The sequence below is a fragment of the Hoeflea sp. genome (genome assembly GCF_984452065.1).
This window is the reverse complement of record NZ_CFHWAF010000029.1, coordinates 11,598-38,020: the sequence shown is the minus strand read 5'-3', so window position 1 is coordinate 38,020 and position 26,423 is coordinate 11,598. Positions and strand designations below refer to the sequence as shown.

28 protein-coding genes and 1 other RNA gene are annotated in these 26,423 nt (G+C 62.1%); 10 read left to right on the top strand and 19 right to left on the bottom strand.

Features of this window, described 5'->3' with window-relative positions; genetic code table 11:
- Both AC5E6N_RS07960 and AC5E6N_RS07955 read right to left on the bottom strand, forming a co-directional pair.
- A partial coding sequence (locus AC5E6N_RS07960; RefSeq protein ID WP_491747317.1) for an ABC transporter substrate-binding protein occupies positions 1–751 on the bottom strand: 751 nt, incomplete at its 3' end.
- Positions 752–811: 60 nt separating this feature from the next.
- A complete protein-coding gene (locus AC5E6N_RS07955) occupies positions 812–2,104 on the bottom strand; it encodes an acetylornithine deacetylase/succinyl-diaminopimelate desuccinylase family protein (RefSeq protein ID WP_491747316.1) in 1,293 nt (430 codons plus the stop codon).
- A 96-nt stretch (positions 2,105–2,200) separates the two neighbouring features.
- Between AC5E6N_RS07955 and AC5E6N_RS07950 the strand changes: the two genes are divergently transcribed.
- Entirely contained in the window at positions 2,201–2,767 is a 567-nt protein-coding gene (locus AC5E6N_RS07950; protein WP_491747315.1) for a LuxR C-terminal-related transcriptional regulator, read from the top strand.
- Positions 2,768–2,948: 181 nt separating this feature from the next.
- Here AC5E6N_RS07950 and AC5E6N_RS07945 read toward each other — a convergent pair whose 3' ends face one another.
- The 3 genes from AC5E6N_RS07945 to AC5E6N_RS07935 are packed head-to-tail and all read right to left on the bottom strand — an operon-like array spanning position 2,949 to position 5,683.
- A complete protein-coding gene (locus AC5E6N_RS07945) occupies positions 2,949–3,821 on the bottom strand; it encodes an SDR family NAD(P)-dependent oxidoreductase (protein WP_491747320.1) in 873 nt (290 codons plus the stop codon).
- Between the two features lie 17 nt (positions 3,822–3,838).
- Complete coding sequence (queG, locus tag AC5E6N_RS07940; RefSeq protein ID WP_491747314.1) at positions 3,839–4,987, bottom strand: tRNA epoxyqueuosine(34) reductase QueG; 1,149 nt, start codon at positions 4,985–4,987, stop codon at positions 3,839–3,841.
- A gap of 3 nt (positions 4,988–4,990) precedes the next feature.
- The gene (locus AC5E6N_RS07935) at positions 4,991–5,683 is read right to left on the bottom strand and encodes a glutathione S-transferase family protein (RefSeq protein ID WP_491747319.1); all 693 of its coding nucleotides are present in this window, start codon (positions 5,681–5,683) and stop codon (positions 4,991–4,993) included.
- Between the two features lie 135 nt (positions 5,684–5,818).
- Here AC5E6N_RS07935 and AC5E6N_RS07930 point away from each other — a divergent pair, with 135 nt between their 5' ends.
- Positions 5,819–6,625 carry an undecaprenyl-diphosphate phosphatase gene (locus AC5E6N_RS07930; protein ID WP_491747313.1) on the top strand — a complete coding sequence of 269 codons (807 nt, stop codon included), beginning with the start codon at positions 5,819–5,821 and terminating at the stop codon, positions 6,623–6,625.
- Between the two features lie 9 nt (positions 6,626–6,634).
- Positions 6,635–8,644: a hydantoinase/oxoprolinase N-terminal domain-containing protein gene (locus AC5E6N_RS07925; protein ID WP_491747312.1), complete on the top strand. Its 2,010-nt coding sequence runs from the start codon at positions 6,635–6,637 to the stop codon at positions 8,642–8,644.
- 45 nt (positions 8,645–8,689) lie between these two features.
- On the opposite strand, the gene AC5E6N_RS07920 is transcribed toward AC5E6N_RS07925, so the two are convergent.
- From AC5E6N_RS07920 to AC5E6N_RS07905, 4 genes are all read right to left on the bottom strand, one after another.
- Positions 8,690–9,262, bottom strand: coding sequence for a L,D-transpeptidase (locus tag AC5E6N_RS07920; protein ID WP_491747311.1), 573 nt, complete (start codon positions 9,260–9,262; stop codon positions 8,690–8,692).
- Positions 9,263–9,330: 68 nt separating this feature from the next.
- On the bottom strand, positions 9,331–9,564 hold the full coding sequence (locus tag AC5E6N_RS07915) for a hypothetical protein (protein WP_491747310.1): 234 nt from the start codon (positions 9,562–9,564) through the stop codon (positions 9,331–9,333).
- Between the two features lie 197 nt (positions 9,565–9,761).
- Positions 9,762–10,433 carry a MarC family protein gene (locus AC5E6N_RS07910; RefSeq protein WP_491747309.1) on the bottom strand — a complete coding sequence of 224 codons (672 nt, stop codon included), beginning with the start codon at positions 10,431–10,433 and terminating at the stop codon, positions 9,762–9,764.
- An 83-nt stretch (positions 10,434–10,516) separates the two neighbouring features.
- Positions 10,517–11,110: an NAD(P)H-dependent oxidoreductase gene (locus tag AC5E6N_RS07905; protein ID WP_491747308.1), complete on the bottom strand. Its 594-nt coding sequence runs from the start codon at positions 11,108–11,110 to the stop codon at positions 10,517–10,519.
- Positions 11,111–11,396: 286 nt separating this feature from the next.
- Between AC5E6N_RS07905 and AC5E6N_RS07900 the strand changes: the two genes are divergently transcribed.
- Positions 11,397–13,565: a malate synthase G gene (locus AC5E6N_RS07900; protein ID WP_491747307.1), complete on the top strand. Its 2,169-nt coding sequence runs from the start codon at positions 11,397–11,399 to the stop codon at positions 13,563–13,565.
- Between the two features lie 99 nt (positions 13,566–13,664).
- On the opposite strand, the gene AC5E6N_RS07895 is transcribed toward AC5E6N_RS07900, so the two are convergent.
- From AC5E6N_RS07895 to AC5E6N_RS07885, 3 genes are read right to left on the bottom strand one after another with little or no spacing between them, the layout of a single operon-like run.
- Positions 13,665–13,982, bottom strand: coding sequence for a DMT family transporter (locus tag AC5E6N_RS07895; protein WP_491747306.1), 318 nt, complete (start codon positions 13,980–13,982; stop codon positions 13,665–13,667).
- Complete coding sequence (locus tag AC5E6N_RS07890) at positions 13,982–14,206, bottom strand: helix-turn-helix transcriptional regulator (protein ID WP_491747318.1); 225 nt, start codon at positions 14,204–14,206, stop codon at positions 13,982–13,984. Before AC5E6N_RS07890 ends, AC5E6N_RS07895 begins: the two co-directional genes overlap by 1 nt.
- Complete coding sequence (locus AC5E6N_RS07885; RefSeq protein WP_491747305.1) at positions 14,206–14,562, bottom strand: hypothetical protein; 357 nt, start codon at positions 14,560–14,562, stop codon at positions 14,206–14,208. Before AC5E6N_RS07885 ends, AC5E6N_RS07890 begins: the two co-directional genes overlap by 1 nt.
- A gap of 363 nt (positions 14,563–14,925) precedes the next feature.
- Here AC5E6N_RS07885 and AC5E6N_RS07880 point away from each other — a divergent pair, with 363 nt between their 5' ends.
- Both AC5E6N_RS07880 and AC5E6N_RS07875 read left to right on the top strand, forming a co-directional pair.
- Positions 14,926–15,489: a DUF2087 domain-containing protein gene (locus tag AC5E6N_RS07880; RefSeq protein WP_491747304.1), complete on the top strand. Its 564-nt coding sequence runs from the start codon at positions 14,926–14,928 to the stop codon at positions 15,487–15,489.
- A gap of 135 nt (positions 15,490–15,624) precedes the next feature.
- Positions 15,625–16,632 (top strand): zinc-binding dehydrogenase, encoded by a 1,008-nt coding sequence (locus tag AC5E6N_RS07875; protein ID WP_491747303.1) that lies wholly within the window; start codon positions 15,625–15,627, stop codon positions 16,630–16,632.
- Between the two features lie 12 nt (positions 16,633–16,644).
- Here the strand turns inward: AC5E6N_RS07875 and AC5E6N_RS07870 are convergent, their stop codons facing one another.
- The 4 genes from AC5E6N_RS07870 to ffs form a co-directional block, all read right to left on the bottom strand.
- On the bottom strand, positions 16,645–18,516 hold the full coding sequence (locus AC5E6N_RS07870) for an acyl-CoA synthetase (protein WP_491747302.1): 1,872 nt from the start codon (positions 18,514–18,516) through the stop codon (positions 16,645–16,647).
- A 24-nt stretch (positions 18,517–18,540) separates the two neighbouring features.
- On the bottom strand, positions 18,541–18,864 hold the full coding sequence (locus AC5E6N_RS07865; RefSeq protein ID WP_491688106.1) for a YbaB/EbfC family nucleoid-associated protein: 324 nt from the start codon (positions 18,862–18,864) through the stop codon (positions 18,541–18,543).
- 38 nt (positions 18,865–18,902) lie between these two features.
- Positions 18,903–20,690, bottom strand: coding sequence for a DNA polymerase III subunit gamma/tau (locus AC5E6N_RS07860; RefSeq protein ID WP_491747301.1), 1,788 nt, complete (start codon positions 20,688–20,690; stop codon positions 18,903–18,905).
- Positions 20,691–20,801: 111 nt separating this feature from the next.
- An RNA gene (gene ffs, locus AC5E6N_RS07855) (signal recognition particle sRNA small type) lies at positions 20,802–20,899 on the bottom strand.
- 173 nt (positions 20,900–21,072) lie between these two features.
- Here ffs and AC5E6N_RS07850 point away from each other — a divergent pair.
- From AC5E6N_RS07850 to nudC, 3 genes are all read left to right on the top strand, one after another.
- Entirely contained in the window at positions 21,073–21,963 is an 891-nt protein-coding gene (locus AC5E6N_RS07850) for an AEC family transporter (protein WP_491747300.1), read from the top strand.
- 88 nt (positions 21,964–22,051) lie between these two features.
- Positions 22,052–22,456 (top strand): HIT family protein, encoded by a 405-nt coding sequence (locus AC5E6N_RS07845; protein WP_491747299.1) that lies wholly within the window; start codon positions 22,052–22,054, stop codon positions 22,454–22,456.
- Positions 22,457–22,477: 21 nt separating this feature from the next.
- Entirely contained in the window at positions 22,478–23,434 is a 957-nt protein-coding gene (nudC, locus tag AC5E6N_RS07840; RefSeq protein ID WP_491747298.1) for an NAD(+) diphosphatase, read from the top strand.
- Between the two features lie 2 nt (positions 23,435–23,436).
- Here the strand turns inward: nudC and gshB are convergent, their stop codons facing one another.
- Positions 23,437–24,384, bottom strand: a complete 948-nt coding sequence (gene gshB, locus AC5E6N_RS07835; RefSeq protein ID WP_491747297.1) for a glutathione synthase — start codon at positions 24,382–24,384, stop codon at positions 23,437–23,439.
- A gap of 136 nt (positions 24,385–24,520) precedes the next feature.
- Here gshB and recR point away from each other — a divergent pair, with 136 nt between their 5' ends.
- The gene (recR, locus tag AC5E6N_RS07830; protein WP_491747296.1) at positions 24,521–25,129 is read left to right on the top strand and encodes a recombination mediator RecR; all 609 of its coding nucleotides are present in this window, start codon (positions 24,521–24,523) and stop codon (positions 25,127–25,129) included.
- Here the strand turns inward: recR and AC5E6N_RS07825 are convergent.
- Together AC5E6N_RS07825 and AC5E6N_RS07820 are read right to left on the bottom strand one after the other, a co-directional pair.
- On the bottom strand, positions 25,126–25,881 hold the full coding sequence (locus AC5E6N_RS07825) for a hypothetical protein (protein WP_491747295.1): 756 nt from the start codon (positions 25,879–25,881) through the stop codon (positions 25,126–25,128). The genes recR and AC5E6N_RS07825 overlap by 4 nt on opposite strands.
- Complete coding sequence (locus AC5E6N_RS07820; RefSeq protein WP_491747294.1) at positions 25,853–26,398, bottom strand: RNA polymerase sigma factor; 546 nt, start codon at positions 26,396–26,398, stop codon at positions 25,853–25,855. The genes AC5E6N_RS07825 and AC5E6N_RS07820 overlap by 29 nt, the downstream gene beginning before the upstream one ends.
- Between the last annotated feature and the right edge of the window lie 25 nt (positions 26,399–26,423).

The window sequence follows — 26,423 nt, the reverse complement described above, 5'->3', positions numbered from 1 at the left end:
CGTCAAACTGCGCCAGATTCTCCGGTGCAGGGAACGGTGTGAAGCTGTCAACATCCTCCGCCATAACCGCTGCAAAGGCCGCGCTGGGGTCAGAGATGAATTTGAAAGTCACGTTCTCAAGCTTTGCCGGCTCGCCCCAATAGTCGGGATTACGTGCCAGCTCCACGCGGTCGCCCTGAACCCAGTCCTTGAAGACAAAAGCGCCGGTGCCGACCGGATTGGTTGCGTTGTTTTCGGCCGTTTCCGGCGCGACGATGGCCGCGTCACCCCAGGCGAGGTTGAACAGCATATTGCCGTTCGGCTTGGACAAAGTGACCTTGACCGTGTTCGGGTCGACGACCTCGACGGACTCGATGTCGGCATAAAGCACCTTCTGGGCATTCGTTGAACCTTCGGCACCGATGCGTTCGAGCGAGAATTTGACATCCTCGGCATCGAAATCGGAACCGTCGTGGAACTTTACGCCCTTGCGCAGGTTGAACGTGTAGACCTTGCCATCGTCCGAGACTGTCCAGGATTCGGCAAGGCCGGGATTGACACTGCCGTCCGGGCCGAAACGGGTCAGACCCTCGAAGATGTTGGCATAGGTGACCTGATCGATGGCGCCGGCCGCGCCCGACGTCGGATCAAGATTCGGCGGCTCGAGCTGCATGCCAACGGTGGCGTCGGTCTTGGCGGCGAAGGCGGGCGACAGGGCGGTGCCCAGCGCCAGCGCACCGGCCACGGCCAGCGTCTTTGCAAATGATTTCATTGTTGTTCCTCCTGTTAAGCATCCCTTTTTCAGGGACCATAGTTTTTGCACTGCGGCATATCAAGCGCCGAGGAGGTCCTTTAGCGACAGCGCCATGACCTTGGCTGAGTCGATCATGTCATCGACGCCGACATATTCGTCGGGCTGGTGCGCGAGATCCAGGATGCCCGGACCATAGGCGATGCAGTCCTTGAGCCGGCCGATGCGGTCGATGTGCTTCTGGTCGTAGGTTCCGGGCGAAACGACATATTGCGGGCTTTTGTGCAGAACCTGCTCGATCGATCTGGAGACGGACTGCACAACCGGCGCGTCATTGTCGGTCATTGTCGGGCTGACGTGCCACAACTCCTTGATATCGTATGAGAAACTCGGGCGCTCGGCGCTGACTTTCTCGAGAATGTCGACCACCTCACGGCGCACCTCCTCCAGGTCTTCCTCGATGATATAGCGCCGGTCGATGACCATGCGGCAGGAATCCGGCACGCAGGCGGACGGAAATCCGGTGAAGTCTTCTTCCGGCTCAGCCTGGCCGCCATGCAGGGAATTGATGTTCATGGTGGACTGGCGCGCACCCTCCGGAACCACCGGCATGGCGGTCCGCTTGTCCGCAAGAGCCGGATAGAGGCTGGTCTCGAATTCCTGCAGAACCGCGCCCATATGGCGCACCGCGCAATCGCCGAGAAACGGCATCGAGCCGTGGGCAATATGACCCTTCGTCTCGATTTCCGCCCACCACACACCGCGGTGGCCAAGGCACACACGGTCCTTGTTGAGCGGCTCGGGAATGATGACATGCTGCACACGCGAAGGATCGAAATAGCCCTTTTCCGCCAGATAAGCGACACCGCCATATCCGCCGCTTTCCTCGTCGGCGGTGCCGGATATCTCAATCGCTCCGTTGAAGTCGGGATAGGCGTCGATAAACGCTTCGGCGGCGATGATGGAGGCGGCCAGCCCGCCCTTCATATCGCACGATCCGCGCCCGTAGATCTTGCCGTCCTTCAACTCACCGCCGAACGGATCGGTGGTCCAACCGCGCCCGACCTCGACAACATCGGTGTGGGAATTGAAATGAACGCAGGCTCCCGGCCCGCGCCCCTCGCGGCGCGCGACGATATTCCAGCGCGGATATTTCTCGCTGTCGCCGGGGGTGCCATGCGCGCGGATCAGTTCGACCTCGAAGCGTCTGGACCGCAGGCGGCCGGCAAGGTACTCGCAAATCTCCAAATACGCTTCACCGGGCGGATTGAGCGTCGGGATGCGGATCAGATCCTGCGTCAGCGCGATCAGATCGTCGCGGCGCGCCTTGATGTCCTTCAGAAAAGGCGCTGAGACCGTTTCAGCTTCGCTCATGCAAACCCTACCCTTACGCAAGCTTATGATTTAACAATACGAAAGGGAAATTATCCGCGCGTGACGGCAAACTCCGCAATACCGTAGGACTACGAAGTGGCAGAGGACAGGCTTGACGAAAGCACATCGCGCGAGCTGGCGTTCGAGAACGCACCGGTCGGGCTGGTTCTGACCGAGAACCGCGTCATCAGGGCCTGCAACCGCACCTTCGCGGAGATATTCGGTTATGAGCGGCACGAGCTCATCGGACAATCCTTCCGCGTTCTCTATGCGTCGAATGAGGAGTTCCACCAGATCCGCGATGTCGGCCTGACGACGCTCATGGGGGGCGACCGGTATACGGACGAGCGGATCATGCCGCGCAAGAACGGAAGTCTCTTCTGGTGCCGGTTCCGCGCTCACAGCCTGACGCCGGAGGAGCCGCTGCGGCGGGCGATCCTGAGTTATGCGGATATATCCGACCACCGGCCCTATGTCGCCCTCTCGCCGCGCGAAAGACAGATCGTGGCACATTTGTTAGGCGGCAAAACAAGCAAGGAAATCGCCCGCCTGATCGGCATATCGCCGCGAACGGTCGAATACTACCGCTCGCGGCTCTTGAAGAAATTCGGCGCAAGCAACGTCACCGAACTGCTGGCGCATCTCGGCGGCGCGCCAGTTTAGAGCGCGTCTGGCTTACTGCTCTCTATTCGGTGCCGATCATTGCCACAGCGGCTGCGAGCGTTGCCTTGAGGTTCGCGGCCCGGAGCCGCGGCATGTCGATGTTCTGGACGGTCTCGCGCGCGCAAACCAGACGGAAGATTGGCACAAAAGGGCGATGCCCGAAAGGCCTGTGGCCAATCGGTCAGCCGCGCCAATTCCCGCCGCGCCAAAGCGCCGAAAGCGCGGACCTGTAGTCCGGGTAGCGGAAACGGTAGCCGCTCTCCTTCAGCCTGGCATTGGAGACGCGTTTGCATTCGCCGTAAAAGGAACGGGCCATCGGCGTCAGATCGGCGGTTTCGAAATCCGTCTCCGGTGGCGGCTCGACGCCCATGAGGTCACATGCATAAAGCACCACATCCTGCGGCGGCGCGGGCAAGTCGTCGGTGACGTTCCATATGCCGCCGGCACTGGCCTGGATCAGATGCGCCGTCGCGCCGGCAATATCGGCAACATGGATCCGGTTGAACACCTGGCCCGGCTTCACAAGCCGCCGCGCCCTGCCCTTTTCGATCGTGACAAACGCATTACGGCCGGGCCCGTAGATGCCGGACAGGCGGATAACGGCAACCGGGATGTCGCTCTGCCGGGCAACTTCGAACCAGGCATTTTCCGCCGCAACACGGTCGACCGAACGCCTCGAGACCGGCTTGCAAGGCGTCGCCTCGTCGACCCAGGCGCCGTCATGGTTGCCGTAGACGCCGACGGTCGAGAGATAGGCAGCCCATTTCAGTTTCGGCATCAACGGGCGAAGGGCCGGTCCGGTGAGGCGAAGCAGCGGATCACCATCCGCATCCGGCGCGATCGACTGGATCAGATGGGTGACGGACGCCAATTGCTCACGGACCGGCCCGGACAGGGTCTTGCCGTCGAAGACAAACGGTTCGAGACCGGCATCGGCAAGGGCCGGAAACTTCTCTTCGGAACGGCTGGTGCCGCCGGCCCATTGCGTCCCGCCGGCCAGTTCGCGGGCGATCGCCCGGCCGGAAAACCCGGCCCCGAAGATGAAAAGGCGCATGATGTCAGACCCCATTTTTACTGCGGCGCAAGGCCCCACTCCTCGCGAACCGTCGGATCGTCCTCCGTGCCGGCGCTTTCGCGCAGGCGCGTGAAGTCGGCCTGGCCCAGAAGCTGCGACAGCGCCCACACGGCCGCGCCGCGCACCAGGGGATTTTTGTCGCGCGCATGGGCGCGGCAGGCCTCCACCAGCGAGCCGTCGCCCGAATTGCCGGCGGCGATCAGCACGTTGCGCATGAACCGGTCCCGTCCGATCCGTTTGACGGGCGAGCCGGTGAACAGCGTCCTGAACGCCGCGTCATCGAGTGTCAGCAGTTCTTCGAGCGCCGGTTCCCTCAATTCATCCCTCGCCCTCAGCTTCGCCTCGCGAGCGTGGCTTGCGAACTTGTTCCACGGGCAGACGGCAAGGCAGTCGTCGCAGCCGTAGATGCGGTTGCCCATGGCGGTGCGGAATTCATGCGGGATCGGCTCCTTGTGCTCTATCGTCAGATAGGAGATGCAGCGGCGCGCGTCCAGTTGGTACGGCGCCGGAAAGGCATCGGTCGGACAGACGTCGAGACAGGCGCGACACGAGCCGCAATGGTCCACTTCGGCCGCATCAGTGACAAGCGCCGCTGTCGTGAAGATCGAGCCGAGGAAAAGCCATGACCCGAATTCACGGCTGACAAGATTGGTGTGCTTGCCCTGCCATCCGAGTCCGGCCTTTTCCGCCAGCGGCTTTTCCATCACCGGAGCGGTGTCGACAAATACCTTGACGTCGGACCCGGCCCGCGCCGCAAACCGGCCGGCAACGCCCTTCAGCTTGCCCTTGATCACGTCATGATAATCGCGGTGCCGGGCGTAGACGGAGATGGCGGCATGGTCCGTTTTTTCCAGCACCTGCAACGGATCGTCATCCGAGCCGTAATTCATGCCGAGCATCAGGATGGAGCGGACCTCGGGCCACAGAACCCTCGGGTCCGAACGGCGGGCCTTCGTTTCCTCCATCCATTGCATGGTGCCGTGCCGGCCGGCCTCCAGATAGGCCTCCAGCGCCCATGGCGCATAATCCGAGATGGCGTCGGGCGCGACGACCCGGGCAACGTCGAACCCCGCTGACCGGGCCTCCTCGAGCAGAAAGGTCTTGAGCCTTTCCGCCTTATACGCCGATGTCAGGGGTGCGTGCATCGCTCAAAAGTCCAGGTCCGCATAGTGCGAGACCGGCGTGACCTTGGCGAGCCGGTCGGCAAGAAGCGGGCGCATGCAGGGGCGCGACTTGATGCGCTGATACCAGTCCCTGGCGTTTTGCGTCTCGGACCAGGTGATCTCGCCGAGATAATCCAGCGTCGACAGGGCGCCGGCGGCGGCAAAATCGGCATAGCTCATGGCCTCGCCCGCAAGCCAGTCGCGGTTGGCGGCAAGCCAGTCCAGGTAGCGCATGTGCTGACGAATATTGGCGCGGGCGGCGCGCAACGCCTTGGAATCCGGCGCTCCCCCTCCTGCTTCCTTGGGCATGACCAGCTTGAAGACGCGTTCGCGCACGAGGTGGCGCGTCACGTCCTGCTCGAGCTTGACGAGAAACCACTCGCTGAGCCGGCGCACCTCGGCACGCTCGAACGGCTCGTCCGGCAGCAGGCGCCGGTCACGCTTGAACACGCCGTAAATCTCATCGATGAATTCGGCGATGACGGACGCTCCGCAGACCGCATGGAGCGAATCATCGACATAGACCGGAAGCGTCGCCGCCGGGTTGAGCGCCAGGAAATCGCGGCGGCGCTCCCACGGCCGCTCCTCGACCAGATCGGTCTGCAAATCATATTCGTTCAGCACCAGCCGGACAAATCTGGACGCGGCGGACATCGGGTGATGATAAAGGGTCGGCATTCCTGTCAAGTCATTTCCGTGAAACCGATTCGCCGGAATATTATGGAAAAGACCGGCGAATGAGCTATAGGATTTCGCACGGGGCAACACAAGCGCGGCGCGCCGGGCAAAATCTCACAAAACGGGACACGATACATGGCGGAACAGACGATTACCGGCGCCCTCTTGCTCGGCCTGCTGGAGGGCCTGACGGAATTCCTGCCGGTCTCGTCTACAGGACATCTGCTGCTGGCCGGTCATTTCATGGGCTTCGAATCGACCGGCAAGACCTTCGAGGTGCTGATCCAGCTCGGCGCGATCCTTGCGATCCTCTCGGTCTATTTTACCCGGCTCTGGAATCTGGCCAAGGCTTTGCCGCATGACACCAAGGCGCGCCGGTTCGTCCTGTCGATCCTCCTGGCCTTCCTGCCTGCCATGGTGATCGGTGTGCTGGGTTACCGTTTCATCAAGACGGTGCTTTTTGAAACGCCTGTACTGATCTGCATTGTGCTGATCGTCGGCGGTTTCGTGCTGATGGCGATCGACCGGCTCAAACGCGAGCCGCGCTACACCGACGTCATGGATTTTCCGCCGGCGATGGCCCTCAAAATCGGCCTTATCCAGTGCCTTGCGATGATCCCGGGAACATCGCGGTCGGGCGCGACCATCGCCGGGGCGCTGCTTCTGGGCAGCGACAAGCGTTCGGCGGCGGAGTTTTCCTTCTTCCTTGCGATGCCCACCATGGCGGGCGCCTTCGCCTACGACCTCTATCAGAACTACAGCCGCCTTTCGGCCGATGATTTCACCATCATCGCCGTCGGCTTTGTCTCCGCCTTCGTTGCCGCCGTCTTCGTCGTTCGCACACTGCTCAATTTCGTCTCCCGTCACGGCTTCACCCTGTTTGCCTGGTGGCGTATCGTCGTCGGGACGGCAGGGCTGATCGGCCTCTATTTCTATCCGTAGGGCGTTGCGATGTTTCTCGGGATCGATACCGGCGGCACCTACACCGATGCGGTGCTGTTCAGTCCGGATGACGGGGTGATCGCCAAGGCGAAAGCGCTGACCACCCGCCACGATCTGACCATCGGCATCGGAGAGGCGGCGTCACGTGTTCTCGCCGACGGATCGGTTGCGGCTGACCGTATCGAACTGGTGTGCCTGTCGACGACGCTCGCGACCAACGCGCTGGTCGAAGGCCAGGGCGACCGCGCCGCGCTGATCATGATCGGTTTCGACGAGGACGACCTTCGAAAGGACGGGCTCGCCGACGCGCTCGGACATGATCCGGTCATCTTCGTGCCGGGCGGACATGACGTGCACGGACGGGCAAGGCCGCTTGACCTTTCGGCGCTCGGGGAACAGGTCGACGCGCTTGGCGAGAGCGTCGCGGCCTTCGCGATCGCCGGCTATTTCGCCGTCCGCAATCCCGAGCATGAAATCGCCGCGCGTGACATGGTGCGTGCAAAAAGCGGACTGCCCGCGACCTGCAGCCACGAGCTCTCATCCCGGCTCGGCGGCCCGCGGCGCGCCCTGACCACTTTGCTCAACGCACGGCTGGTTGCGATGATCGACCGGCTGATCGATGCGACACAGGCGCATCTTGAAGACAGCGGCATTGGCGCACCGTTGATGGTGGTGCGCGGCGACGGCGCGCTGATCGCCTCGGATCTGGCGCGGGCGCGCCCGATCGAGACCATCCTTTCCGGTCCGGCCGCCAGCCTCGTCGGCGCCCGATACCTGACGGGCATGAACGATGCGGTCGTCTCCGATATCGGCGGCACGACCACCGACGTGGCGATCCTGGAAGACGGGCAGCCAAGGCTCGACCCGGACGGCGCCGTCGTCGGCGGATACCGCACGATGGTGCAGGCCGTGGCGATGCACACATATGGGCTGGGCGGCGATTCGGAGGTGCATGTCAGCGACACCGGTCTGGAAACCCGGATCAGGCTCGGGCCGCGACGGCTGATGCCGGTCAGTCTGGCCGCGCATCTCGACCCGGAGCCGGTGCTTGCGGCGCTGAAACGTCAGACCGGCACCGATCATCCGGGACGGCTCGACGGGCGGTTCGCCTGTCGCACCGGTGTGCCGAACCGGCTTGCGGCCGCGCTGCAGCCTCAGGAAGCAGCGCTTTACGAGCGGCTCACGGACAGGCTTCTGCCGCTCGACGACCTGCTGACCGCAACGCCGCAGCGGGCGACGCTCGACCGCCTTTGCACCCGCGGCCTCGTCCATATCGCCGGCTTCACGCCGTCCGATGCCATGCATGTCCTCGGCAGGCAGGACAACTGGAACGGCGAAGCGGCAGAGCTTGGCGCCCGGCTTCTGGCGCGGCGCAAGAACGGCGCCGGCAAACCGATTGCCGAAAATGCCGAAGCCCTGGCAGAGCAGATCATCGACAGGCTGACGCGGCAATCCTGCGAAGTCGTCCTGTCCACCTGCCTTGCGGAAGAGGGCGAAACGCAGATCGATGCGGCACGGTCCCGGTCCGTCGGCAGGGCGCTGGAGCGGATGCACGGCATCGTCAAGTTCGCTCTGACGCTCGACCGTCCGCTGATCGGTCTCGGCGCATCGGCGGCGAGCTACTATCCGGCCATCGCCCAGATGCTTGCATGCGACAGCGCCATTCCGCCGGATGCGGATGTCGCCAACGCGGTCGGGGCCGTCGCGGGGCATGTGCGCACGACCCTGACCGTCTTTGTCACGGCGCCGCAGGAAGATGTGTTTGCCGTCAACGGAGCCGGGATCAGCGAGCAATATCGCGACGAGGACGAGGCCATGTCCCGGGCCCGGGCCCTTGCCCGCGAGGCGGTCCTGGAGGAAGCGGCTGTGGCCGGCGCCGAAGACCCGGCGGTCTGGCTGCACGAAGAAATCAAGGCGCCCGAGGTGGACGGCATGCGCAGCTTCGTGGAAGCGCGCGTGACCGCAACGGCTGACGGCAGGCCCAGAATAACCCGATGCTCTAACCGGAGCAGGTCGTGACATCCGAGCGGGCCGGCCTCCGGCCCGCTAAGTTGGCTGTTTTACTCAAACCACGATAACCGTGGTGCCCAGCGGCACACGCTCATAAAGATCGATGACGTGTTCGTTCACCATTCTGATGCAGCCATTGGAGACCGAACGGCCGATCGTATCGGGCTGATTGGTGCCGTGGATGCGGTAATAGGTGTCGCGCCCGCCACGATAAAGATAAAGCGCACGCGCGCCCAGCGGGTTGTTCGGGCCGCCGGGAACACCCTTTGCATATCGGGCGTATTTCCGGGGTTCGCGCCGGATCATATTGTCGGTCGGTCGCCAGCTCGGCCACTCGGCCTTGCGCTGGATCGATGCCGACCCCTTGAAGGCGAGCCCCGCCTTGCCGACCCCGACGCCGTAACGGCGGGCCCGGAAGGGCGACAGGACCAGATAGAGGAAGTGATTGCGCGGGTCGACGACGATGGTCCCCGGCTGTTGGCCGGGAAAGCGAACCGTCTGCGGAAGGTAGCGCCGCTGGATCCTGAAGTTCCTGTAACGCGGGCTGTGGTGAGCGGCTGCAGTGGTTGAATACTGCGCTGCCGCGACAAGTGCCGAGCCAAGCAAAAGATCGCGTCTGCTGATCATGGTTGTGCTCCCGGTTTCATAACAGTTTCACATCGAAACGGCGCGCGTCGCGCGCCACGCGGATCTCGTCATCGAATGGGCGGCCGCAAAAGCCGTTCGTCTCCCGTCCGCGACGGCGGACGCAGGCTGTCATGTCCGTTGATGGACGGCGAACGCGGAAAGGAAACATCCGAAACGGCCACAAGATATGTGCAGTCGGCCTTGCATGGCGACGAGCGGGTCTTGCGCTTCAGCAGGGTTTCCATGCAGCAGGCATTGGCTGCGGACGCCAGGGCGTCGTACTTGCCGTATGCGATGGTCATCGCGACCGTTTCGCCGGGCCCCGGCGCGGACTTCGCTGCCGCAGCAGCATGGCCAACGCAAAGAACACACGCGATCACAAATACGACAAAGCCCCTCATCGGGCGGAAAGTAACGCAAACAAGCCGGCAAATCCACGCTTGGCCGGTCACAGCCGCGTGAGCACCCGCTTAACCTTAATGTCCGCGCCGGGGCGATTTCAGTTGCCGGGCGGCGCCGGCGTCGTGAAATGGTTGTGGTAGAAGCTGACCCCGCCGTTCAGCACCATTTCCACCGCCACGGCGACAAGGATGATGGCCATGATCCGGGTGATGACGCTGATGGCGGTGTTGCCCAAAAGACGCGAGATCGGATCGGCAAAAAGCAGGCCCAGCCAGACAAGGATCGAAATCAGCATGATGACGGGCAGCATGGTGACAAGCTCGCCGGCATCGCCCATCAGATGCGCAAAGAGGATGATCGTGGCAAAGGAGCCCGGCCCGATGGTCAGGGGTATGGACAGCGGAACCACAGCGATGTCGCTGTCCTTTTCATGCCCTTCCTGCCTCGCCTTTTCGTCGCCGGCGCTTGTATTGTCCTGCAGCATGGAAAGGCCGACCAGAAGCACGATGATCCCGCCGCCGATCTGGAAGGCCGGCACGCCTATGCCGAAGAAGCGCAGGATTTCCTCGCCGATCACCGTCGCGACGGTTGCCGAAACCAGCACGGTTGCGGCAATGATATGGGCCGTGCGCCGGCGCTGGGCAGGCGAGTAACCTTTTGTCATGCCGAGAAATATCGGGATGCCGTAAAGCGGATTGACCAGCGCGACGAGCGCCGCACCGAATTTCAGGAAAAGACCGGGATTGAATTGGCCCAGCAAGCTTTCCATCAAGCTACCCCATAAGCGAATCGCGTACAGACTGGATACTAGAGCCTCGGGCGGACAGCCGCTATTTCTATTCGTTAAGCCCTTTAGGGCGGTTCAGGCGACGGCAGCTTCAAACCAGTTTGATAGCTTCTTTCCAGAAGGGCATGCCGTCGTTTTGCCGACCCGTCTGAGCCGCAAAGCAATTCCAGTCTTCTTGGAGAAAAACCGAAATACCCAAATGTGCCTTTCATCCAAGCGGTTTCCAACGCCGCGCGGTAACCCTCATCCTCCATTTCGTCTGAACGGGCGCCTGCCGGAACCAATAGAACTCCAGATCGGGGTTTCTGGAGCGACCGCTCCGGGTCCTCCAACTGGTCGTAGGCCCATCCCCAACTCCAAACGCGCTCGACCCACCCTTTCATCATGGATGGCATGCCCCACCAAAACAGAGGAAAAACAAGGCAGATCGCGTCGGATCGCGCGATCCTTGCCTGTTCCCTTGCAACATCGACCATGACGCCCGCGTGGCCATCCGCCTCTATGTCGCTGATCGTCAATCGCGGATCAAAGCCCTCAGCATGTAAATCCGCAAGTTCAACCGAATGACCGGCCGACATTGCTCCATCCATGAATTTGCACGCGGCCGCCGCACTGAAAGAGTTGGGATCGGGATGATCGAGGACGGTCAATACATGCATACGCAAACTCCAAATGACACTTCCGTTAAACGGCGTGTGTATGAACGCAACAAATTCGCGACGCCCTGATCTTCTTCGCCAAAAGATGTTGTACGGCCTCAAGCTAACTTGAGATCAAGCAAAAAATACGCGGCAAGTGATAACGACCATCAAGCCGCTTCGGGCTCGACCTGACGATTTTTTCTAGTTTGGAAAAAATCTTTCTCACTTTTGATAAATTGACAATAAATCGCCACCTGTGGGAAGGAGACGCCGAATTCTCAGCGGATCAATCAGGGAGCGCGCAATGTCAATGGTCCCGGCCCATGGCCTGTCGATCGACAAGGAATTGCATGATTTCATCACCGGAGAAGCCCTGCCGGGCACCGGTGTGGATGCGGACCGTTTTTTCAGCGGACTTGCCGGTCTCATTCACGACCTGTCGCCAAAGAACCGCGCATTGCTCGCGACCCGCGAAGACATGCAGGAGCGGATCGATGCATGGCACCGGCAGAACGGCGCGCCATCGGACCTGGCGGCCTACAAGTCATTTCTTCAGGACATCGGCTATTTGCGACCCGAGGGCGAGGCCTTCAGCATCGGCACCGACAATGTCGATCCTGAAATCGCGACGGTTGCCGGCCCGCAACTCGTTGTCCCGGTGATGAACGCGCGCTATGCGCTGAACGCGGCGAATGCGCGCTGGGGCTCGCTTTACGACGCGCTTTACGGCACCGATGCAATCGCCGAAGACGGCGGTGCCGGGAAAGGCAGCAGCTACAACGCCGTGCGCGGTGCGCGGGTGATCGCCTGGGCCCGCGATTTCCTCGACGCATCAGTCCCGATCGACGGGGCCTGGTCGGATGTCAAATCGCTTGCCGTCGACAAGGGCGAACTGGCCGTGACATTGTCGGACGACAGCCGGCACGGGCTGAAGAACCCGGCGCAGTTTGCCGGCTATAAAGGCAATCCGAGCTCCCCGACCTCGGTGCTTTTGAAGAAAAACGGCCTGCATCTGGAAATCGTCATCGACCCGGAGCATGCGGTCGGCCGGGACGATCCGGCGGGGATCTGCGACGTTATCCTGGAATCGGCCGTCACCACCATTGTCGACTGCGAAGACTCCGTCGCGGCGGTCGATGCGCAGGACAAGGTCGTTGTCTACCGCAACTGGCTCGGGCTGATGAAGGGCGACCTGACCGAGGAGGTCTCCAAGGGTCGCGGCTCGTTCACCCGCCGGCTCAATCCGGACCGCGACTATCTGGACCGCAAGGGAGAGGCGCTGACGCTGCCCGGCCGGGCGCTGATGCTGGTGCGCAATGTCGGACACCTGATGACCAACCCGGCCATCCTCGACCGGGACGGCAAGGAGGCTCCGGAAGGCCTGATGGACGCCATGATCACCGGCCTGATCGCGCTGCATGACATCGGCCCCGAGGGCAGGCGCAGGAACTCGCGCGAAGGCTCGATGTATGTGGTCAAGCCGAAGATGCATGGCCCCGACGAAGTGGCCTTCGCCTCGGAAATATTCGCCCGGGTCGAAGACGTGCTGGGCATGGCGAGAAACACCATGAAAATGGGCATCATGGACGAGGAGCGGCGCACCACCGTCAATCTGAAGGAATGCATCCGCGCCGCCCGCGAACGGGTCGTGTTCATCAATACGGGCTTCCTCGACCGCACCGGAGACGAAATTCATACCTCGATGGAAGCCGGCGCGATGATCCGCAAGGGCGATATGAAACAGGCGGCGTGGATTTCCGCCTATGAGGACTGGAACGTCGATATCGGCCTTGAATGCGGACTGTCCGGCCGCGCCCAGATCGGCAAGGGCATGTGGGCGATGCCCGATCTGATGGCGGCGATGCTGGAGCAGAAGATCGGCCACCCGAAAGCCGGGGCCAATACCGCCTGGGTGCCGTCGCCGACGGCGGCGACACTGCATGCCACGCACTATCACAAGGTCAATGTGGCCGAGGTCCAGGCGCAGTTGCGATCGCGGCCGCAGGCGAAAATCGACGACATCCTGTCGATCCCGGTGGCGGAGCGTCCGAACTGGACGCCCGACGATATCCAGCACGAACTCGACAACAATGCCCAGGGAATCCTCGGCTATGTCGTGCGCTGGGTCGGCCAGGGCGTCGGCTGCTCCAAGGTTCCCGATATCAACGATGTCGGGCTGATGGAAGACCGGGCGACGCTGCGCATCTCGGCCCAGCACATGGCGAACTGGCTGCACAACGGTATCGTTGAAAAAGACCAGATCGTCGAAACCATGAAACGCATGGCGGGCGTGGTCGACAAGCAGAACGAAGGCGATCCGGCCTACCGGAAAATGTCGGCGGATTTCGACGGATCGGTCGAATTCCAGGCGGCGCTTGAACTGGTGCTCGACGGCCGCAGCCAGCCGAGCGGCTATACCGAACCGGTCCTGCACCGCCGCCGGCGGGCGTTGAAGGCGGCAGTGGCCGGATAGAAAAGCCAATGCCGAACTGAAGGTGGCCGTTGCCTGACCACTGCGTCATTGGTCGAATGTGGGGATCGTAAAAACAGGTCTTGAGCTACCGCAAGGCACTCAGATTCGTTCCGCGCTCAAACCAATGATGCCAATCATCGTCACGCCAATGAATGCAAGCTTGCGTGCGGTGAGCGGCTCGTCGAACCAGATGAACCCCAAAGAGACGGCGGCAACAACGCCCATGGCGGACCACACAACGTAGACGAGAGGTAAATCGAGTGTCTTGAGCGCCAGGATGAGCGGCACATTCATGAGCCCGTAGAAAATGAAGGCGAGGCCGGACGGCAACAGCTTGGCGAAGCCGTTCGAGAGTTTCAGACAAAACGTGCCGGCAACCTCCAGTGCAATCGCGCAGATCAAGTACAGAAAACCCACTACAGCGCCTCCTCATTTGGCAGATTGAAAAGATCGTGGACCGAGCACCCGAACGCGGCCGCCAATTTGAGAGCCAGCACGGTTGAGGGAACGAAAACGCCATTCTCAATCGTGTTGATTGTCTTGCGGGAGACCACCACCCTGTCAGCCAGTTCCGCTTGTGTCCAACCGGCTGCTTTGCGTCTGCTTGCAAGGTGGTTTTCAAGGTCCGGATGATGCGGCATCACCTGCCTCGCCAGTCCAGAAAACAGAATAGCAAAAGCTGGATGGCACCTGCGAGCAGAGCAGCGGATATAAACGCACGCAGCGGATCCAGTCCGGCAAAGATGCTCACCGTAAGAACGGGAAAGATGATGAAAATCGTCGAGAAGTATGCCCACTGCAGCGATTGATTGTAGTCGAAGCGGGTCGTTTCATCCCAAAGAATTCGGTTGCCCCGGCGATCGGTGGCGGCGCTCAGAGCGAGCGTAATGATGAATAGTCCCGCCGAGAATGCACCGGACCAGAGCGCGTAACGCAGTTGCCCCTGCTCCACAACAAGCACAAACGCCGTTGACGCAATGAGCAGCAGACCGGTCATACCAAAGCTCAGAATACGGATTGCGACGAGAGTTCTGATTGATAACAACATTGGTCACTTGTCCAAATTTGTAACCTGCACTACTCATCTACGATGGGAAAATAGTAACGTCAAGGTTACATTTCAGCCGGACGGCTATACCGAGCCGATCCCGCACCGCCGCCGGCGGAAACTGAATGACTGCTTGGCTCAGGCCTGAGCCTCTGGTAATCAGGCAATACGGTCGGCAGTTACCGAGGCGTCGCTGCTCCTGAAGGAGTGCTAAACCTGCCGGAAAACCATAAACGACATCGTGAAAAGCAGGGCGTCGTTTCGTTAAGCCAGCGACCGACGATCAAGCAAAGCGCCCGTCCTGGATGAACGATGACAAAAACCCCTCTTTCAATGTGTGTGGACGATATGACTGTTTTCACACGCGTGTTGTCCCGACAACTTGGTGAGACAAGTCCTTCTCATCTGGCCTTGATGAATATGGTGGCGCGCGCCGCCGGATTTCAGAATGTTCAACATATGCGCGCAGTCTCGGCAGCGGCAAAGAGGCTGGACAACCAAACGGAAAATGCCGTTGCCGACGCCCGTTCGGTGGAGCGCGCCCTCCATCAGTTCGATGATTATGGACGCCTGCTCCAATGGCCGGCCAAACGCTCCGTCCAAACCCTGGCTCTGTGGGCGCTGTGGGCGACATTGCCGGCAAACAAGGTGCTGGATGAGCGGGCAATAAACGATCATCTGGAGGACGAGCATCTCTTTGACGACCCGGCGACACTGCGAAGAACAATGATCTCGTGTGGTTTGCTGCGCAGGAAAAGAGACGGGACCGACTATCGGAGAATCGAGCAACAACCGCCTGCTGAGGCGAAAGCGGTGATCAATGCGCTGAGCATCCGGCGTCGTGCACGGAATGAAGATGTGCCGGATAAGGCATAGCGGGACGTAAAGGCGGTACGCCGGCACGCGCCTCGGTTTCGCTTGCGGTTCGACAATGCATTTCCATTTTGCATAATGTTTGCATAATTCATAGAATGATGCCTGGACCTTGAGAAAGACGGGAGGTCGATATCAATGTCTCACGCCAATCGCGAATGGGTCGTCACCGGATATTCCGGAATATCCGGGCTCGATTTGAGGGAATACGCACCCAACGACGCCGGCCGGGGCGAGGTTCGGCTGAAGGTCGAAGCCTTCGCTCTCAACTGGGGCGACATGGACCTCATGCAGGGCCGCTACTCATTCGATTTCAGCCGGCTGCCGGCGCGCATCGGCTGCGAGGCCGTGGGGATCGTCGATCAGATCGGTGAAGGGGTGACGGATATTGAAATGGGCACACGCTACTGCACGCTTCCCTATTTCTACGACATGAAGGGCGCCAGCGGCGACACGGTGCTGATCGATGCCCGCTATCTGACGAAGGCGCCGGACGGCATGGATGCCATCGAGGCCGGTTCAATCTGGATGCAGTTCATGACCGCCTATTATCCGATCGCCGAACTCGCCAGGGCCGGCCCCGGCGTCAACATACTGGTGACCGCGGCAACCAGCACAGCGGGCAGCTCGGCGCTTGAAATCGGCAGGATCAGGGGTGCCAACATGATCGGAACCTCGCGTTTTGAATACAACCGCGACTATCTGACAAACGCCGGCGCAAGCCATGTCTATTTCGGTGAGGGCGACGGCCTGCCGGAAGCGGTCATGGAATTCACCGGCGGCGCGGGTCTTCACGCCGTCTTCGATTCCATCGGCGCCGGGATGATTTCCCAATACAGCAAGGCCCTTGCCAAGGATGCCCAGATATTCACCTACGGCACGCTCGACGAGAAACTGCCCGAGCTGCCCATGATGGATCTCTATCAGGCGAACGCGACCTTCAAACCCTATTCCCTGTTCAATTACATCGAAGATGCGCAATGGAAGGAAAAGGGGCTCGATTTCGTCTATCGCGCCCTCGAATCGGACCAAATCCGGCCGAATGTCGACAGGGTCTTCGAAATGGAGGCATACAGAGAGGCCTGGGAATATCTGCGCGCGCCGCGCAGGAGCCACGGCAAGGTGATGATCAGGGTTGGCGGTTAGATCGAGATGAGGTTAGTCCACCACAGTCGTCAGCGGCAGCGGCTCAAGAAGGGCGCGGATCGCGGCGACACGGTCCGCGCCGTCGTCTTCACATAAGACCCTGACCGACAATTTGCCGCCATTGTCCATGGCAGCTTCGACCGTGCAGCCTTGAAGATCCGCGGCGTCAAGCTGTTCGCGCACCGTGCGCTCGGCCGCCAGGCGCCGCAGCTCGGGTTTGAAGATCTTGCCGACATTGGTTGTCGGCATTGCCGGCAGGATCGTCACCGATTTCGGGCGCGCCGGCGGCTCGTCGACGCCGCCGCGCGTCCAGTCCAGCAATTCATCCTCATCGACGGCTCCCGCATCCGGCATCAGCACAGCAAAGGCGACAGGCAGTTCGCCGGCATAGGCGTCCGGGGCGCCGACCGCGGCACTGAGTTGCACGGCCGGGTGGGATTCCAGCGCATCCTCGATGACCTTGGGATCGATATTATGGCCGCTGCGGATGATCAGGTCCTTGGCACGGCCGCTCAGATGCAGCCGGCCCTCCTCGTCCAGCCAGCCGACATCGCCAGTGGCCAGCCATCCGTCACCCGTGAAGGTTTTTCTCGTCGCTTCCGGGTCAAGAAAACCGGGAAACACATTGGGAGCCTTGACGAGGATCATGCCCGCTTCTCCGCATCCGAGATCCCTGTCGGTCGGCGCGCCGTCCGCGTCGATTTCGACAATGCGCGTCTTCGAATAGGGAATCGGGAAGCCGACGCAGCCGGCCGGCCCGCTGACACCGGGAGGGCGGATCGAGGTTATTCCCGCCATTTCCGTCATGCCGAGGCTCTCATGAACATGCAGGCCGAAAAGCGTTTCGAAACGGGCGGCAAGCTCAGGCGCGAGCGGCGCGGCGCCGGTGCGGCAATAGCGGATCGAGGAGATATCCGCACCGTCGACCGGGACGTTGGCAAGCGCCGCCAGAACGGTCGGCACCGCCGACAGCGAGGTGGCACCATATGTCTCGACGATGCGCCAGTAATTGGCACGGACATCCGGGTTCCGCAGAAGCGTTGTGGTCGGAATGATCATCTCGACGCCCGCGGACAAGGCGGTCAGCGACGCCGGAAGCACGCCCGCGACGTGAAACAGCGGGTAGCCGTTGATGCTGACATCGTCCTTCGTCATGCCCTGCAACTGCACGCTTGCCCAGGCGGTGAAGACCTGATTGCCGTGGGTGTGCATGGCGAGCTTCGGGGAACCGGTGGTGCCGCCGGTGTGGAAATAGGCGGCAATGTCCTGCGGCCCGATCGTCCGGCCGCTCAAAAGACGGTCGGCCGGCCAGGCCTCGAGCAATTCCTGAAAATCCCCGTCGCCCTCGTGTTCCGGCGGCTGCTCTTCATCATGCGGCGCGACACGCAAGACCTGCAATCCGTTGACGCGGCTCTTCAGCGCCATCGCCTTTTGCCAATAGTCGGCGTCCTCGCTCGCGCCGTAGGCAACAAGGATCCTGGCGCCGGCGGCTTCGATCAGCGAGGCCAGCTTGTCGAGATCGAGCAGGGGATTGAGCGGCTGGACAATGCCCGCCGCCTCCGCGCCCCACAGAACGAGATGATATTCCAGACAGGCGGGAAGCAGGACCGCGACCGCGTCGTCATGGCCGGCTCCGAGGCCGTGAAACAGGTTGGCGGCCCTGGTGATGCCTTCAAAGAGCTCGCGGTAGCTCATTCGGATCGGCGCATCGTCAGGATCGCCGCTCCGCAGGAAGACCAGCGCGGTCTTTTCGCCGAAGGCCCGCGCCGATTCGGCAAATATCTCATAGGTGCTGGAGACCGAGACCGCCTCCTCAAGCGGAATTGCCTCAAGCCGGCGTATGTCGGCAACGCTGCGGATCGGGTGGGACGGCGCAAACGGCATCGCGAAGCGGTGACGATGTGACGATCAGAACGGCAGCTTCATGCCGGGCGGTATGGGCAGGCCGGCCGTCAGTTCCTGGGTCTTGGCCTGGACGGCCGCTTCGACCTTGCCCTTGGCGTCGTTATGGGCGGCGACGATCAGGTCCTCGAGGATTTCCGCCTCGTCTTCCTTGACCAGGGAAGGGTCGACCGAAAGGCCGAGCATCTGTCCCTTGCCGTTGAGACGTACGGTCACCAGCCCGCCGCCGGAGGTGCCCTCGAGCTCGAGCTTCTCGACCTCTTCCTGCAGGCCGGCCATCTTTTCCTGCATTTCCTTGACCTTGCCCATCATGCCCATCAGGTCACGCATGCTGCATCTCCATATTTTTCGCGGCAGAGCCGCCTGTTTCAGATTTCGGCATCGTCCGGCAGAATATCGCCGTCCTCGCTTTGCTGCGATACGGGCGGCTCCGCCTCATCGGTCCGGATACGCACGTCGGTGATGCGCGCGCCGGGAAACTGTTCAAGGATGGCGGCGACATCGGGATCCTGGCTGGCGTCGCTCACCAGTTCGGCGCGGTGCGCCTGCTCCATCTCCTCGATGGTCCGCCCGCCCTTCTCGCGGCTGATCGCGATGACCCAGCGCATGCCGGTCCATGCCTTGAGCTTGCCGTCAAGCTCGCCGATCAGGGATTTCGGCGCATCCTCGTGCAGCGCGATCTCCAGGCGCCCGGCCTCGATTTTCACCGGCCGCAGATATTTGCGGATCATCGCCTTGAGCTTGACGTCGCGGTGCTGCCCGGCAAGGTCGGCGATATCGGCAATGCTGGTGAGCGGCACCGTCGGCGTCGCCGGGACAGGATCGGCCCGCATCCGCGGCGCCGGGTTTTCGCTTTCGACCGGCCGCAACGCGGCCACCGGTCCGGGACCGGTGGAAGCGGGCGCCGCATCATAACCGGAAGCCGACGCCTGAGGCGCATTGCCTGCCGGAGCCGGTTGCCCGTCGGGCGGCGCGGTGTCGGCCGGGCGTTCGGAAAACGCTTTCACCGCCTCGGCCGGCGACGGCAGATGGGCCGCATGGGTCAGCCGGATCAGCACCATTTCGCAGGCATTGACCGGGCGGTTCGACTGCTCTGTCTCGGTGACGCCCTTGAGCAGCATCTGCCACAGGCGCGACAGAACCGGAACGGAAAGCTTTTCCGAAAATTCCTTGCCGCGCACACGTTCCGTTTCGCTCAAGGCCGCGTCGTCCAGCGCATCGGCAACAAATTTCAGCCGCGTGACCAGATGGGTGAAATCGGCAAGATCGGTGAGCACGACGGCCGGATTGGCACCGGCGTCATATTGCCGGCGGAACGTCTTGAGGGCTTCGGCGACGTCGCCGCGCGCCACCTGATCGAAGAGCTCGACCACCTGGCTGCGATCGGCAAGGCCGAGCATGGTGCGCACCGCATCGGCGCCGACTTGTCCGCCGCCATGGGCGATGGCCTGATCCAGCAGCGACAGGCCGTCGCGCGCCGAGCCTTCCGCCGCCCGGGCGATCATCGCCAGCGACTCGTCATCGATGCCGACGCCTTCCTTTTCCGCAATGCCGCGGAAGAGGTCGACCAGCGTTCCGGCCTCGATGCGGCGCAGATCGAAACGCTGGCAGCGCGAGAGGACCGTGACCGGCACCTTGCGGATCTCGGTCGTCGCGAAGATGAATTTGACGTGGGCCGGGGGCTCTTCGAGCGTTTTCAACAGGCCGTTGAAGGCCTGTGTGGACAACATGTGGATTTCGTCAATGATGTATACCTTGTAGCGGGCGCTGACCGGGCGGTAGCGCACCTGCTCGATGATCTCGCGAATGTCGTCGATGCCGGTATGGGAAGCGGCGTCCATCTCGATCACATCGACATGGTTTCCGTGCATGATCGCTTCGCAATGCTCGCCCGTCGCGGACAGATCGATGGACGGCTTGTCGACGGTGTCGGTCCGGTAGTTGAGGGCGCGCGCCAGAATGCGCGCCGTCGTCGTCTTGCCGACACCGCGCACGCCCGTCAGCATATAGGCCTGCGCGATCCTGCCGGTCTCGAATGCGTTTGTCAGGGTGCGGACCATCGGCTCCTGGCCGATCAGGTCGGAAAAGTCGCGCGGACGGTATTTGCGGGCCAGAACCCGGTAGCCGGGATCGTCCGATGTCGTGGCGTCGTTCATCAAAGCTCCAACCGGTCATTGACCCCGCAGAGTGTCGCCCCGGCACCGGCAATCCGTCAATAGCCGGACCGGCAGCGCCCGGTGCTATGCACGAAAATGACGGTGCAGAGAGTGGGAGGCTGGCACGGTGACCCGTGCCGGGGCTCGTTAGGGCTGCTTCCTTCCGGACCTGACCCGATTGGCGAGTGGCTCGTCCACCACCAACCTCCCGCGGTTCATATCGTCAATCGCGGCGGGAAAAGCAAGGGCCGGCGGGAAAAAAGGACCCACCTGATATGGCCGGGCGGAAATCTCTTGTTGATCGGCACGTTGTCCATTCCCGGCGCGGCCATTCGGCCATATGCTGGCGGGTGCTCGGCAAAGAAGGAGCGGGGATCACGACGTGCAGGCATTATTCCTCAATCTGATGAACGTCGTCGTACCGGTGCTGATCTGCGCGGCGATCGGTTACGGCCTTGCGCGTTTCGATGCGCCCTTCGACAGCAAGACCATCCGGACCATCATCACCAATGTCGGCTATCCGACACTGATCATCTCACATCTGTCCGCCGGGCATATCGTGTTTGACAGGTTCCTGATCATGGCGGCTGCGGCGGCCTGCTCGGTCGCCTGTTTCGGGATCATCGGCTTTGCCTTCCTGAAGCTCATGAAACTGGAAGTCAGGGCGTTTCTTTCGCCGATGATGCACGCGAATGTCGGCAATATCGGCCTGCCCATCGCTTTGCTGGCGTTCGGCTCCGAGGGAATGGCCTATGCGATGGGCTTTGTCGTGGTGGTCGTGATGAGCATATTCACCGTCGGCATGTGGATCCCGTCCGGCCGCTTCTCCTTGCGCGATCTGGTGACCTCGCCGATTGTCTGGGCCGTCGCGATTGCGCTCACCCTGCTTGGAACCGGCACACAGCTGCCAAAGCCCATCAACGGCGCCTTCACCATTCTGGGCGGCTTATCCATCCCGTTGATGCTGCTGACGCTTGGCCACACTTTGGCGGCGCTCAAGGTGGAAACGCTGTGGCGAGCCGTCTATCTGAGCCTGTTCCATATCGTCATGGCCGCCGCGGTGGCATTCGGCCTGGTGCATCTTTTCGGATTCACCGGGACTGAACGCGGTGTGCTCATCGTCGCCTGCCTGATGCCGGCCGCGGCCTCGACCTATCTTTTTATCGAACGCCACGTGCCGGAGCTTGCCCATGAAGTCGCCGGTTTCACTCTGATTTCAACGCTTTTGACCGTCTTCGTCCTGCCGCTGGCGCTCACCCTGTGGGTGAATTGACCGCAAGCCGAGACGTAAAGGCAAGCCAACCCGACAAAATGCTGCTAGTCTTGCTGACGGGAGTGAGCGGAAGACAGCGAAGACAGCCATGTGCGGGTTTGTGTTGGATGAGCGGCTGGGGGCGGACAGCAAACTGGTGTGCATTTTGGGCCTTTGCCAGTTGCGGCTGATGAACGACAGCCGCTGGCCCTGGCTGCTGCTCGTGCCGCAACGCGCCGAGGCCGAGGAGATTTACCATCTGACGCCCCTCGACCAGGCATTGCTGACCTTCGAGGCCGGGGAGACGGCCCGCGCGCTCAAGCGCGTCACCGGCTGCCGGAAGATCAATGTCGGCGCGCTCGGCAACAAGGTTCCCCAACTCCACGTCCATGTCGTTGCCCGCAATCCGGGCGATACCGGCTGGCCGGGCCCTGTCTGGGGGCTTGGAAAAGCCCGACCTTATGATACCAATAGCGCCGACGCGCTCATTCGGGCGATCGTCGCGGAATTGTAACAAGCGCAGGAACCTCCACACATGTCGATTTTCGAAGCGCCCGGCCGCACGGTCGAGCCGAGCAGTCATGTGGCCTTTGCCGGCAACCGCCTCGACCGCCGGTCGGAACACCGTCACGACGGATGCCTTGAAGAGGCGCTCGCGTCGCCTCTGGTGCGCGCCTATGCGCTGAAGAACGGCAGGGCCCTGCTTCACAAGACCGGCGACGGCTTCCGGGCGCTGCACAGCCTCGACGAGTTGCGCGGTTTCGATCCGGACATGGACAATGCCGTGCTGATGGGTTTTGCGGAGGGCGAGGCGCCGCGGATCGCCGCCCATGTGCGGACGGACCCGGACACATTGCCGGAAACGGTGAAAGCCATCGATCACCGGTCGATCTATATCCAGGGCCTGCTGAAAGGCGGCCAGCTCGGCGAACTGGCGCAGGCGGCGAGCCTTGTCTCCTGGTCGCAGACAAACCGGTTCTGCGGGCGCTGCGGCGCAAGCACCTTACCGAAGGCCGGCGGATACCGGCGGGAATGCCCGCAATGCGGTCTGCAGCTGTTTCCGAGGACGGACCCGGTCGTCATCATGCTTGCGGTGGATCTTAAAACCGATCGCTGCCTGCTCGGCCGCAGTCCGCATTTTCCTCCCGGCATGTATTCATGCCTTGCCGGTTTCCTGGAACCCGGCGAAACGATCGAGGAGGCGGTGCGGCGCGAGACCTTCGAGGAATCGGGCGTCCGCGTCGGGCGGGTGCGCTATCATGCCAGCCAGCCCTGGCCGATGCCGCATACGCTGATGATCGGCTGTCACGGCGAGGCGATCTCCACCGACATCCGGATCGATGCACGCGAGATCGAGGATTGCCGCTGGTTCGGCCGCGACGAAGCTTCAGCGCTGGTGAAAAAACAGACGGGCGTCGAGGATCTCTCCTCTCCGCCGCCCGGCGCCACCGCCCACCATCTGATCAGGGACTGGCTGGAGCATCAGCCGTGATATCATGCGCGCTTTGCTTCTATCGCGTCCCATAAAAGCGCGGCGATATCGGCGCCGCCGAACCTGCGCACCTCGCGAAGGCCGGTGGGCGATGTGACGTTGATTTCCGTCATGACGTCGCCGATCACGTCGATGCCGACAAGCAGGAAACCGCGCGCGCGCAGGGACGGGCCGATGCGGGTGCAGATTTCGCGCTCGCGCTGCGTCAGTTCAACCGGTTCCGCACGCCCGCCCACATGCATGTTGGAACGGGCATCGGTCTCTGCCGGCACACGGTTGATCGCTCCAACCGGCTCGCCGTCCACCAGGATGATACGCTTGTCGCCCGACCGGACCGCCGGCAGGTAGCGCTGCGCGATCAGCGGCTCGCGGTAAAGATGTTCGAACATCTCAAGAAGCGAAGACAGGTTCCGGTCGTCCTTGCGCAGGTGAAAGACGCCGGCGCCGCCATTGCCGTAGAGCGGCTTGATGATGATATCGCCGATATCCCGGCGAAAGGCGGCGATCTCGTCCGGATCGCTGGTGATCAGCGTATCCGGCATCAGGTCGGGAAATTCGGTGACGAAGATCTTCTCCGGTGAATTGCGCACCCATGCCGGATCGTTGACCACGAGGGTCTGCGGGTGGATGCGCTCGAGCAGATGGGTCGAGGTTATATAAGCCATGTCGAAGGGCGGGTCCTGACGCAGCAGCACCACGTCCATCGTCGCCAGCTCCGTGCGCTCGCGCGGACCGAGCGTATAGTGATCGCCTTGCTTGTCCCGCAGCGTCATCGGTTCGACCGGCGCGTAGACGACACCGTCGCGCAGGGAAAGCTGCGCCGGCGTGTAGTGGTAGAGTTCGTGGCCGCGCCCCTGTGCCTCGAGGCACATGGCGAAGGTCGAATCGCCCTCGATCTGTATCGTCGAAATGTGGTCCATCTGGACCGCCACTTTCAGTTTTCCCGACATGCCGGTTTCCTGCCTCTCTGCCTGAGACCACACACATAAAGTGGCCGTATGGAAATGCAACCGCCGTTGTCGGCGCGCGTCGGCATGCCGGTCTCCGGGGCCTGCCATTTTTGTCGAATCGCGCTAAATAGGGCGCATGTCGAAGAGTGTCGCCGGACCTGAAATTGAAAGGCTCATCCAGCTTCTGGCCAAGGTGCCGGGGCTTGGACCCCGCTCGGCGCGCCGAGCGGCCCTGCATCTCATCAAGAAGAAGGAGCAGGTGCTCGGGCCGCTCTCCGACGCCCTCGCAGCGGCGCGCGACAGCGTGACGGTCTGTTCCATCTGCGGCAATGTCGATACGCGCGATCCCTGCACCGTGTGCACGGATCCGCGCCGCGACCGGGGCATCATCATTGTCGTGGAAGACGTCGCCGACCTTTGGGCGCTGGAGCGCGCCTCGGCGATGAATTGCCTCTACCACGTGCTCGGCGGCACCTTGTCGCCGCTCGACGGGATCGGGCCGGACGATCTGAACATCAAACCGCTGGTGGAACGCATATCGTCCGGCGAAGGCGCCAAGGAGATCATTATCGCCGTCAACGCCACCGTCGAGGGGCAGACGACGGCGCATTACATCACCGACCGCCTCGACGGGCTCGACGTGACGATAACGCGCCTTGCCCATGGCGTGCCGGTCGGCGGAGAACTCGACTATCTGGACGAGGGAACTCTGACGGCAGCGCTCAGATCGCGCACGTCGCTTTAAATCCGATCGACCAGACCGCTGGCGACCGACCTGATCAGCTCGGGATCGGTCCCGCCGATCAGCAGGTAGTCATAGCCGCCGGCTGTCCAGAAGGCAGCGCTCATGCCCTGCAGCTCGCTGATCTGCAATTGCCTGTCGCCCGGATCGCCCGCGCGGATGATGCACAGGGCAACCGGCACGCCCTTGTCCGACAGGAAGGCGAGCTGGACGAGCGGACGGCTCTCGAAGCCGAGAATCTGACCACGCTTGTAGTCGAGGCCATCGATGCCGCGCAGCAGCGGCAATTCTATCGTCTTGCCGATGGCGCCACCGACCCGATCGAGCTCGGCCAGAACGAGGCCCTCCGGCCGCTCGATATTGCCGAGCGTGTCGTCGATGTAGAGCGCATGATAGGCGGCGACATAATCGTGCCAGGTCCGAAGGCTGTCGCTCCTGACGACATAGCCGGCAATGGCGCCGACAAAAAGCGCAAGGGCAATACAGGCCGCGAGCTGGCGCGGGTACGGCGCCTTGCGGAGCGGTGCCGCGGCATCGCCTCCGATGTCCATGTCGGGCATCTCCGGCGCCCGTTCCAGCAACCGGTCGAACGCGCCGGCAATCTCGCCGGTGTCCATTGAAAGAGCATCCAGCCGGGCCCTGAGACCGGCATCGGTCTCGAGCGCGGCGCGAATGTCATCGGCCGGAATGTGCTCCGTCTCGCCATCCAGGAGGGCGGTCAACTGTTCATCGCTGAATGTTTGATCGTCGCTCATCCGATATCGCTCTTATCTGTCCGAACTTGCCGGCAAGTTTTGCCCGGGATGCGGCGAGGCGACTCATCACCGTTCCGATGGGTATTGCGAGCAATTCGGCCGCTTCCCTGTAGCTATAGCCCTCCACGTAAACGAGAAGGACCGTCGCACGCTGCGCCTCGGGCAGGACCATTACTTCCAATAACACTTCACGCGCCAGAATATTCGATTCCGGATCGGGATTCGTGTCCGGCAGATCGACATCCTCAATGACGGTCAAACCGCCGCCGCGACGCACGGCCTGCGCGCGAAGCTCGTTGAGCCAGAGACGCTGCGCCATTTTGAAAAGCCATCGGTCCAGGCGTGTATCTTCAACATAGTGCTGCGCCTTTTCCAGCGCACGCAGGCAGGTTGCCTGCGCAAGATCGTCTGCCGTTTCCCTTTGGCCGGTCAGCACCAGACAATAGCGCAAAAGCCTCGGGAAAAGCGGCTTTATCCCGTTTCGGACCTCTTCCCTCGCGTTTTTTTGCCGGCTCAACCGAATAAATCCTCCCCTCGGGGTG

Coding starts and splice junctions, on each gene's coding strand:
- AC5E6N_RS07865 (WP_491688106.1), bottom strand. CDS start 18,864: ATGCGTGACCTGATGGGCATGATGGGCAAGGTCAAGGAAATGCAGGAA.
- AC5E6N_RS07845 (WP_491747299.1), top strand. CDS start 22,052: ATGTGCGGGTTTGTGTTGGATGAGCGGCTGGGGGCGGACAGCAAACTG.
- recR (WP_491747296.1), top strand. CDS start 24,521: ATGTCGAAGAGTGTCGCCGGACCTGAAATTGAAAGGCTCATCCAGCTT.
- AC5E6N_RS07915 (WP_491747310.1), bottom strand. CDS start 9,564: ATGACCATCGCATACGGCAAGTACGACGCCCTGGCGTCCGCAGCCAAT.
- AC5E6N_RS07955 (WP_491747316.1), bottom strand. CDS start 2,104: ATGAGCGAAGCTGAAACGGTCTCAGCGCCTTTTCTGAAGGACATCAAG.
- gshB (WP_491747297.1), bottom strand. CDS start 24,384: ATGTCGGGAAAACTGAAAGTGGCGGTCCAGATGGACCACATTTCGACG.
- AC5E6N_RS07885 (WP_491747305.1), bottom strand. CDS start 14,562: ATGACCGGTCTGCTGCTCATTGCGTCAACGGCGTTTGTGCTTGTTGTG.
- AC5E6N_RS07935 (WP_491747319.1), bottom strand. CDS start 5,683: ATGCCGACCCTTTATCATCACCCGATGTCCGCCGCGTCCAGATTTGTC.
- AC5E6N_RS07825 (WP_491747295.1), bottom strand. CDS start 25,881: ATGAGCGACGATCAAACATTCAGCGATGAACAGTTGACCGCCCTCCTG.
- queG (WP_491747314.1), bottom strand. CDS start 4,987: ATGCACGCACCCCTGACATCGGCGTATAAGGCGGAAAGGCTCAAGACC.
- AC5E6N_RS07875 (WP_491747303.1), top strand. CDS start 15,625: ATGTCTCACGCCAATCGCGAATGGGTCGTCACCGGATATTCCGGAATA.
- AC5E6N_RS07920 (WP_491747311.1), bottom strand. CDS start 9,262: ATGATCAGCAGACGCGATCTTTTGCTTGGCTCGGCACTTGTCGCGGCA.
- AC5E6N_RS07860 (WP_491747301.1), bottom strand. CDS start 20,690: ATGAACGACGCCACGACATCGGACGATCCCGGCTACCGGGTTCTGGCC.
- AC5E6N_RS07910 (WP_491747309.1), bottom strand. CDS start 10,433: ATGGAAAGCTTGCTGGGCCAATTCAATCCCGGTCTTTTCCTGAAATTC.
- AC5E6N_RS07870 (WP_491747302.1), bottom strand. CDS start 18,516: ATGCCGTTTGCGCCGTCCCACCCGATCCGCAGCGTTGCCGACATACGC.
- AC5E6N_RS07880 (WP_491747304.1), top strand. CDS start 14,926: ATGACAAAAACCCCTCTTTCAATGTGTGTGGACGATATGACTGTTTTC.
- AC5E6N_RS07900 (WP_491747307.1), top strand. CDS start 11,397: ATGTCAATGGTCCCGGCCCATGGCCTGTCGATCGACAAGGAATTGCAT.
- AC5E6N_RS07925 (WP_491747312.1), top strand. CDS start 6,635: ATGTTTCTCGGGATCGATACCGGCGGCACCTACACCGATGCGGTGCTG.
- nudC (WP_491747298.1), top strand. CDS start 22,478: ATGTCGATTTTCGAAGCGCCCGGCCGCACGGTCGAGCCGAGCAGTCAT.
- AC5E6N_RS07905 (WP_491747308.1), bottom strand. CDS start 11,110: ATGCATGTATTGACCGTCCTCGATCATCCCGATCCCAACTCTTTCAGT.
- AC5E6N_RS07945 (WP_491747320.1), bottom strand. CDS start 3,821: ATGCGCCTTTTCATCTTCGGGGCCGGGTTTTCCGGCCGGGCGATCGCC.
- AC5E6N_RS07890 (WP_491747318.1), bottom strand. CDS start 14,206: ATGCCGCATCATCCGGACCTTGAAAACCACCTTGCAAGCAGACGCAAA.
- AC5E6N_RS07930 (WP_491747313.1), top strand. CDS start 5,819: ATGGCGGAACAGACGATTACCGGCGCCCTCTTGCTCGGCCTGCTGGAG.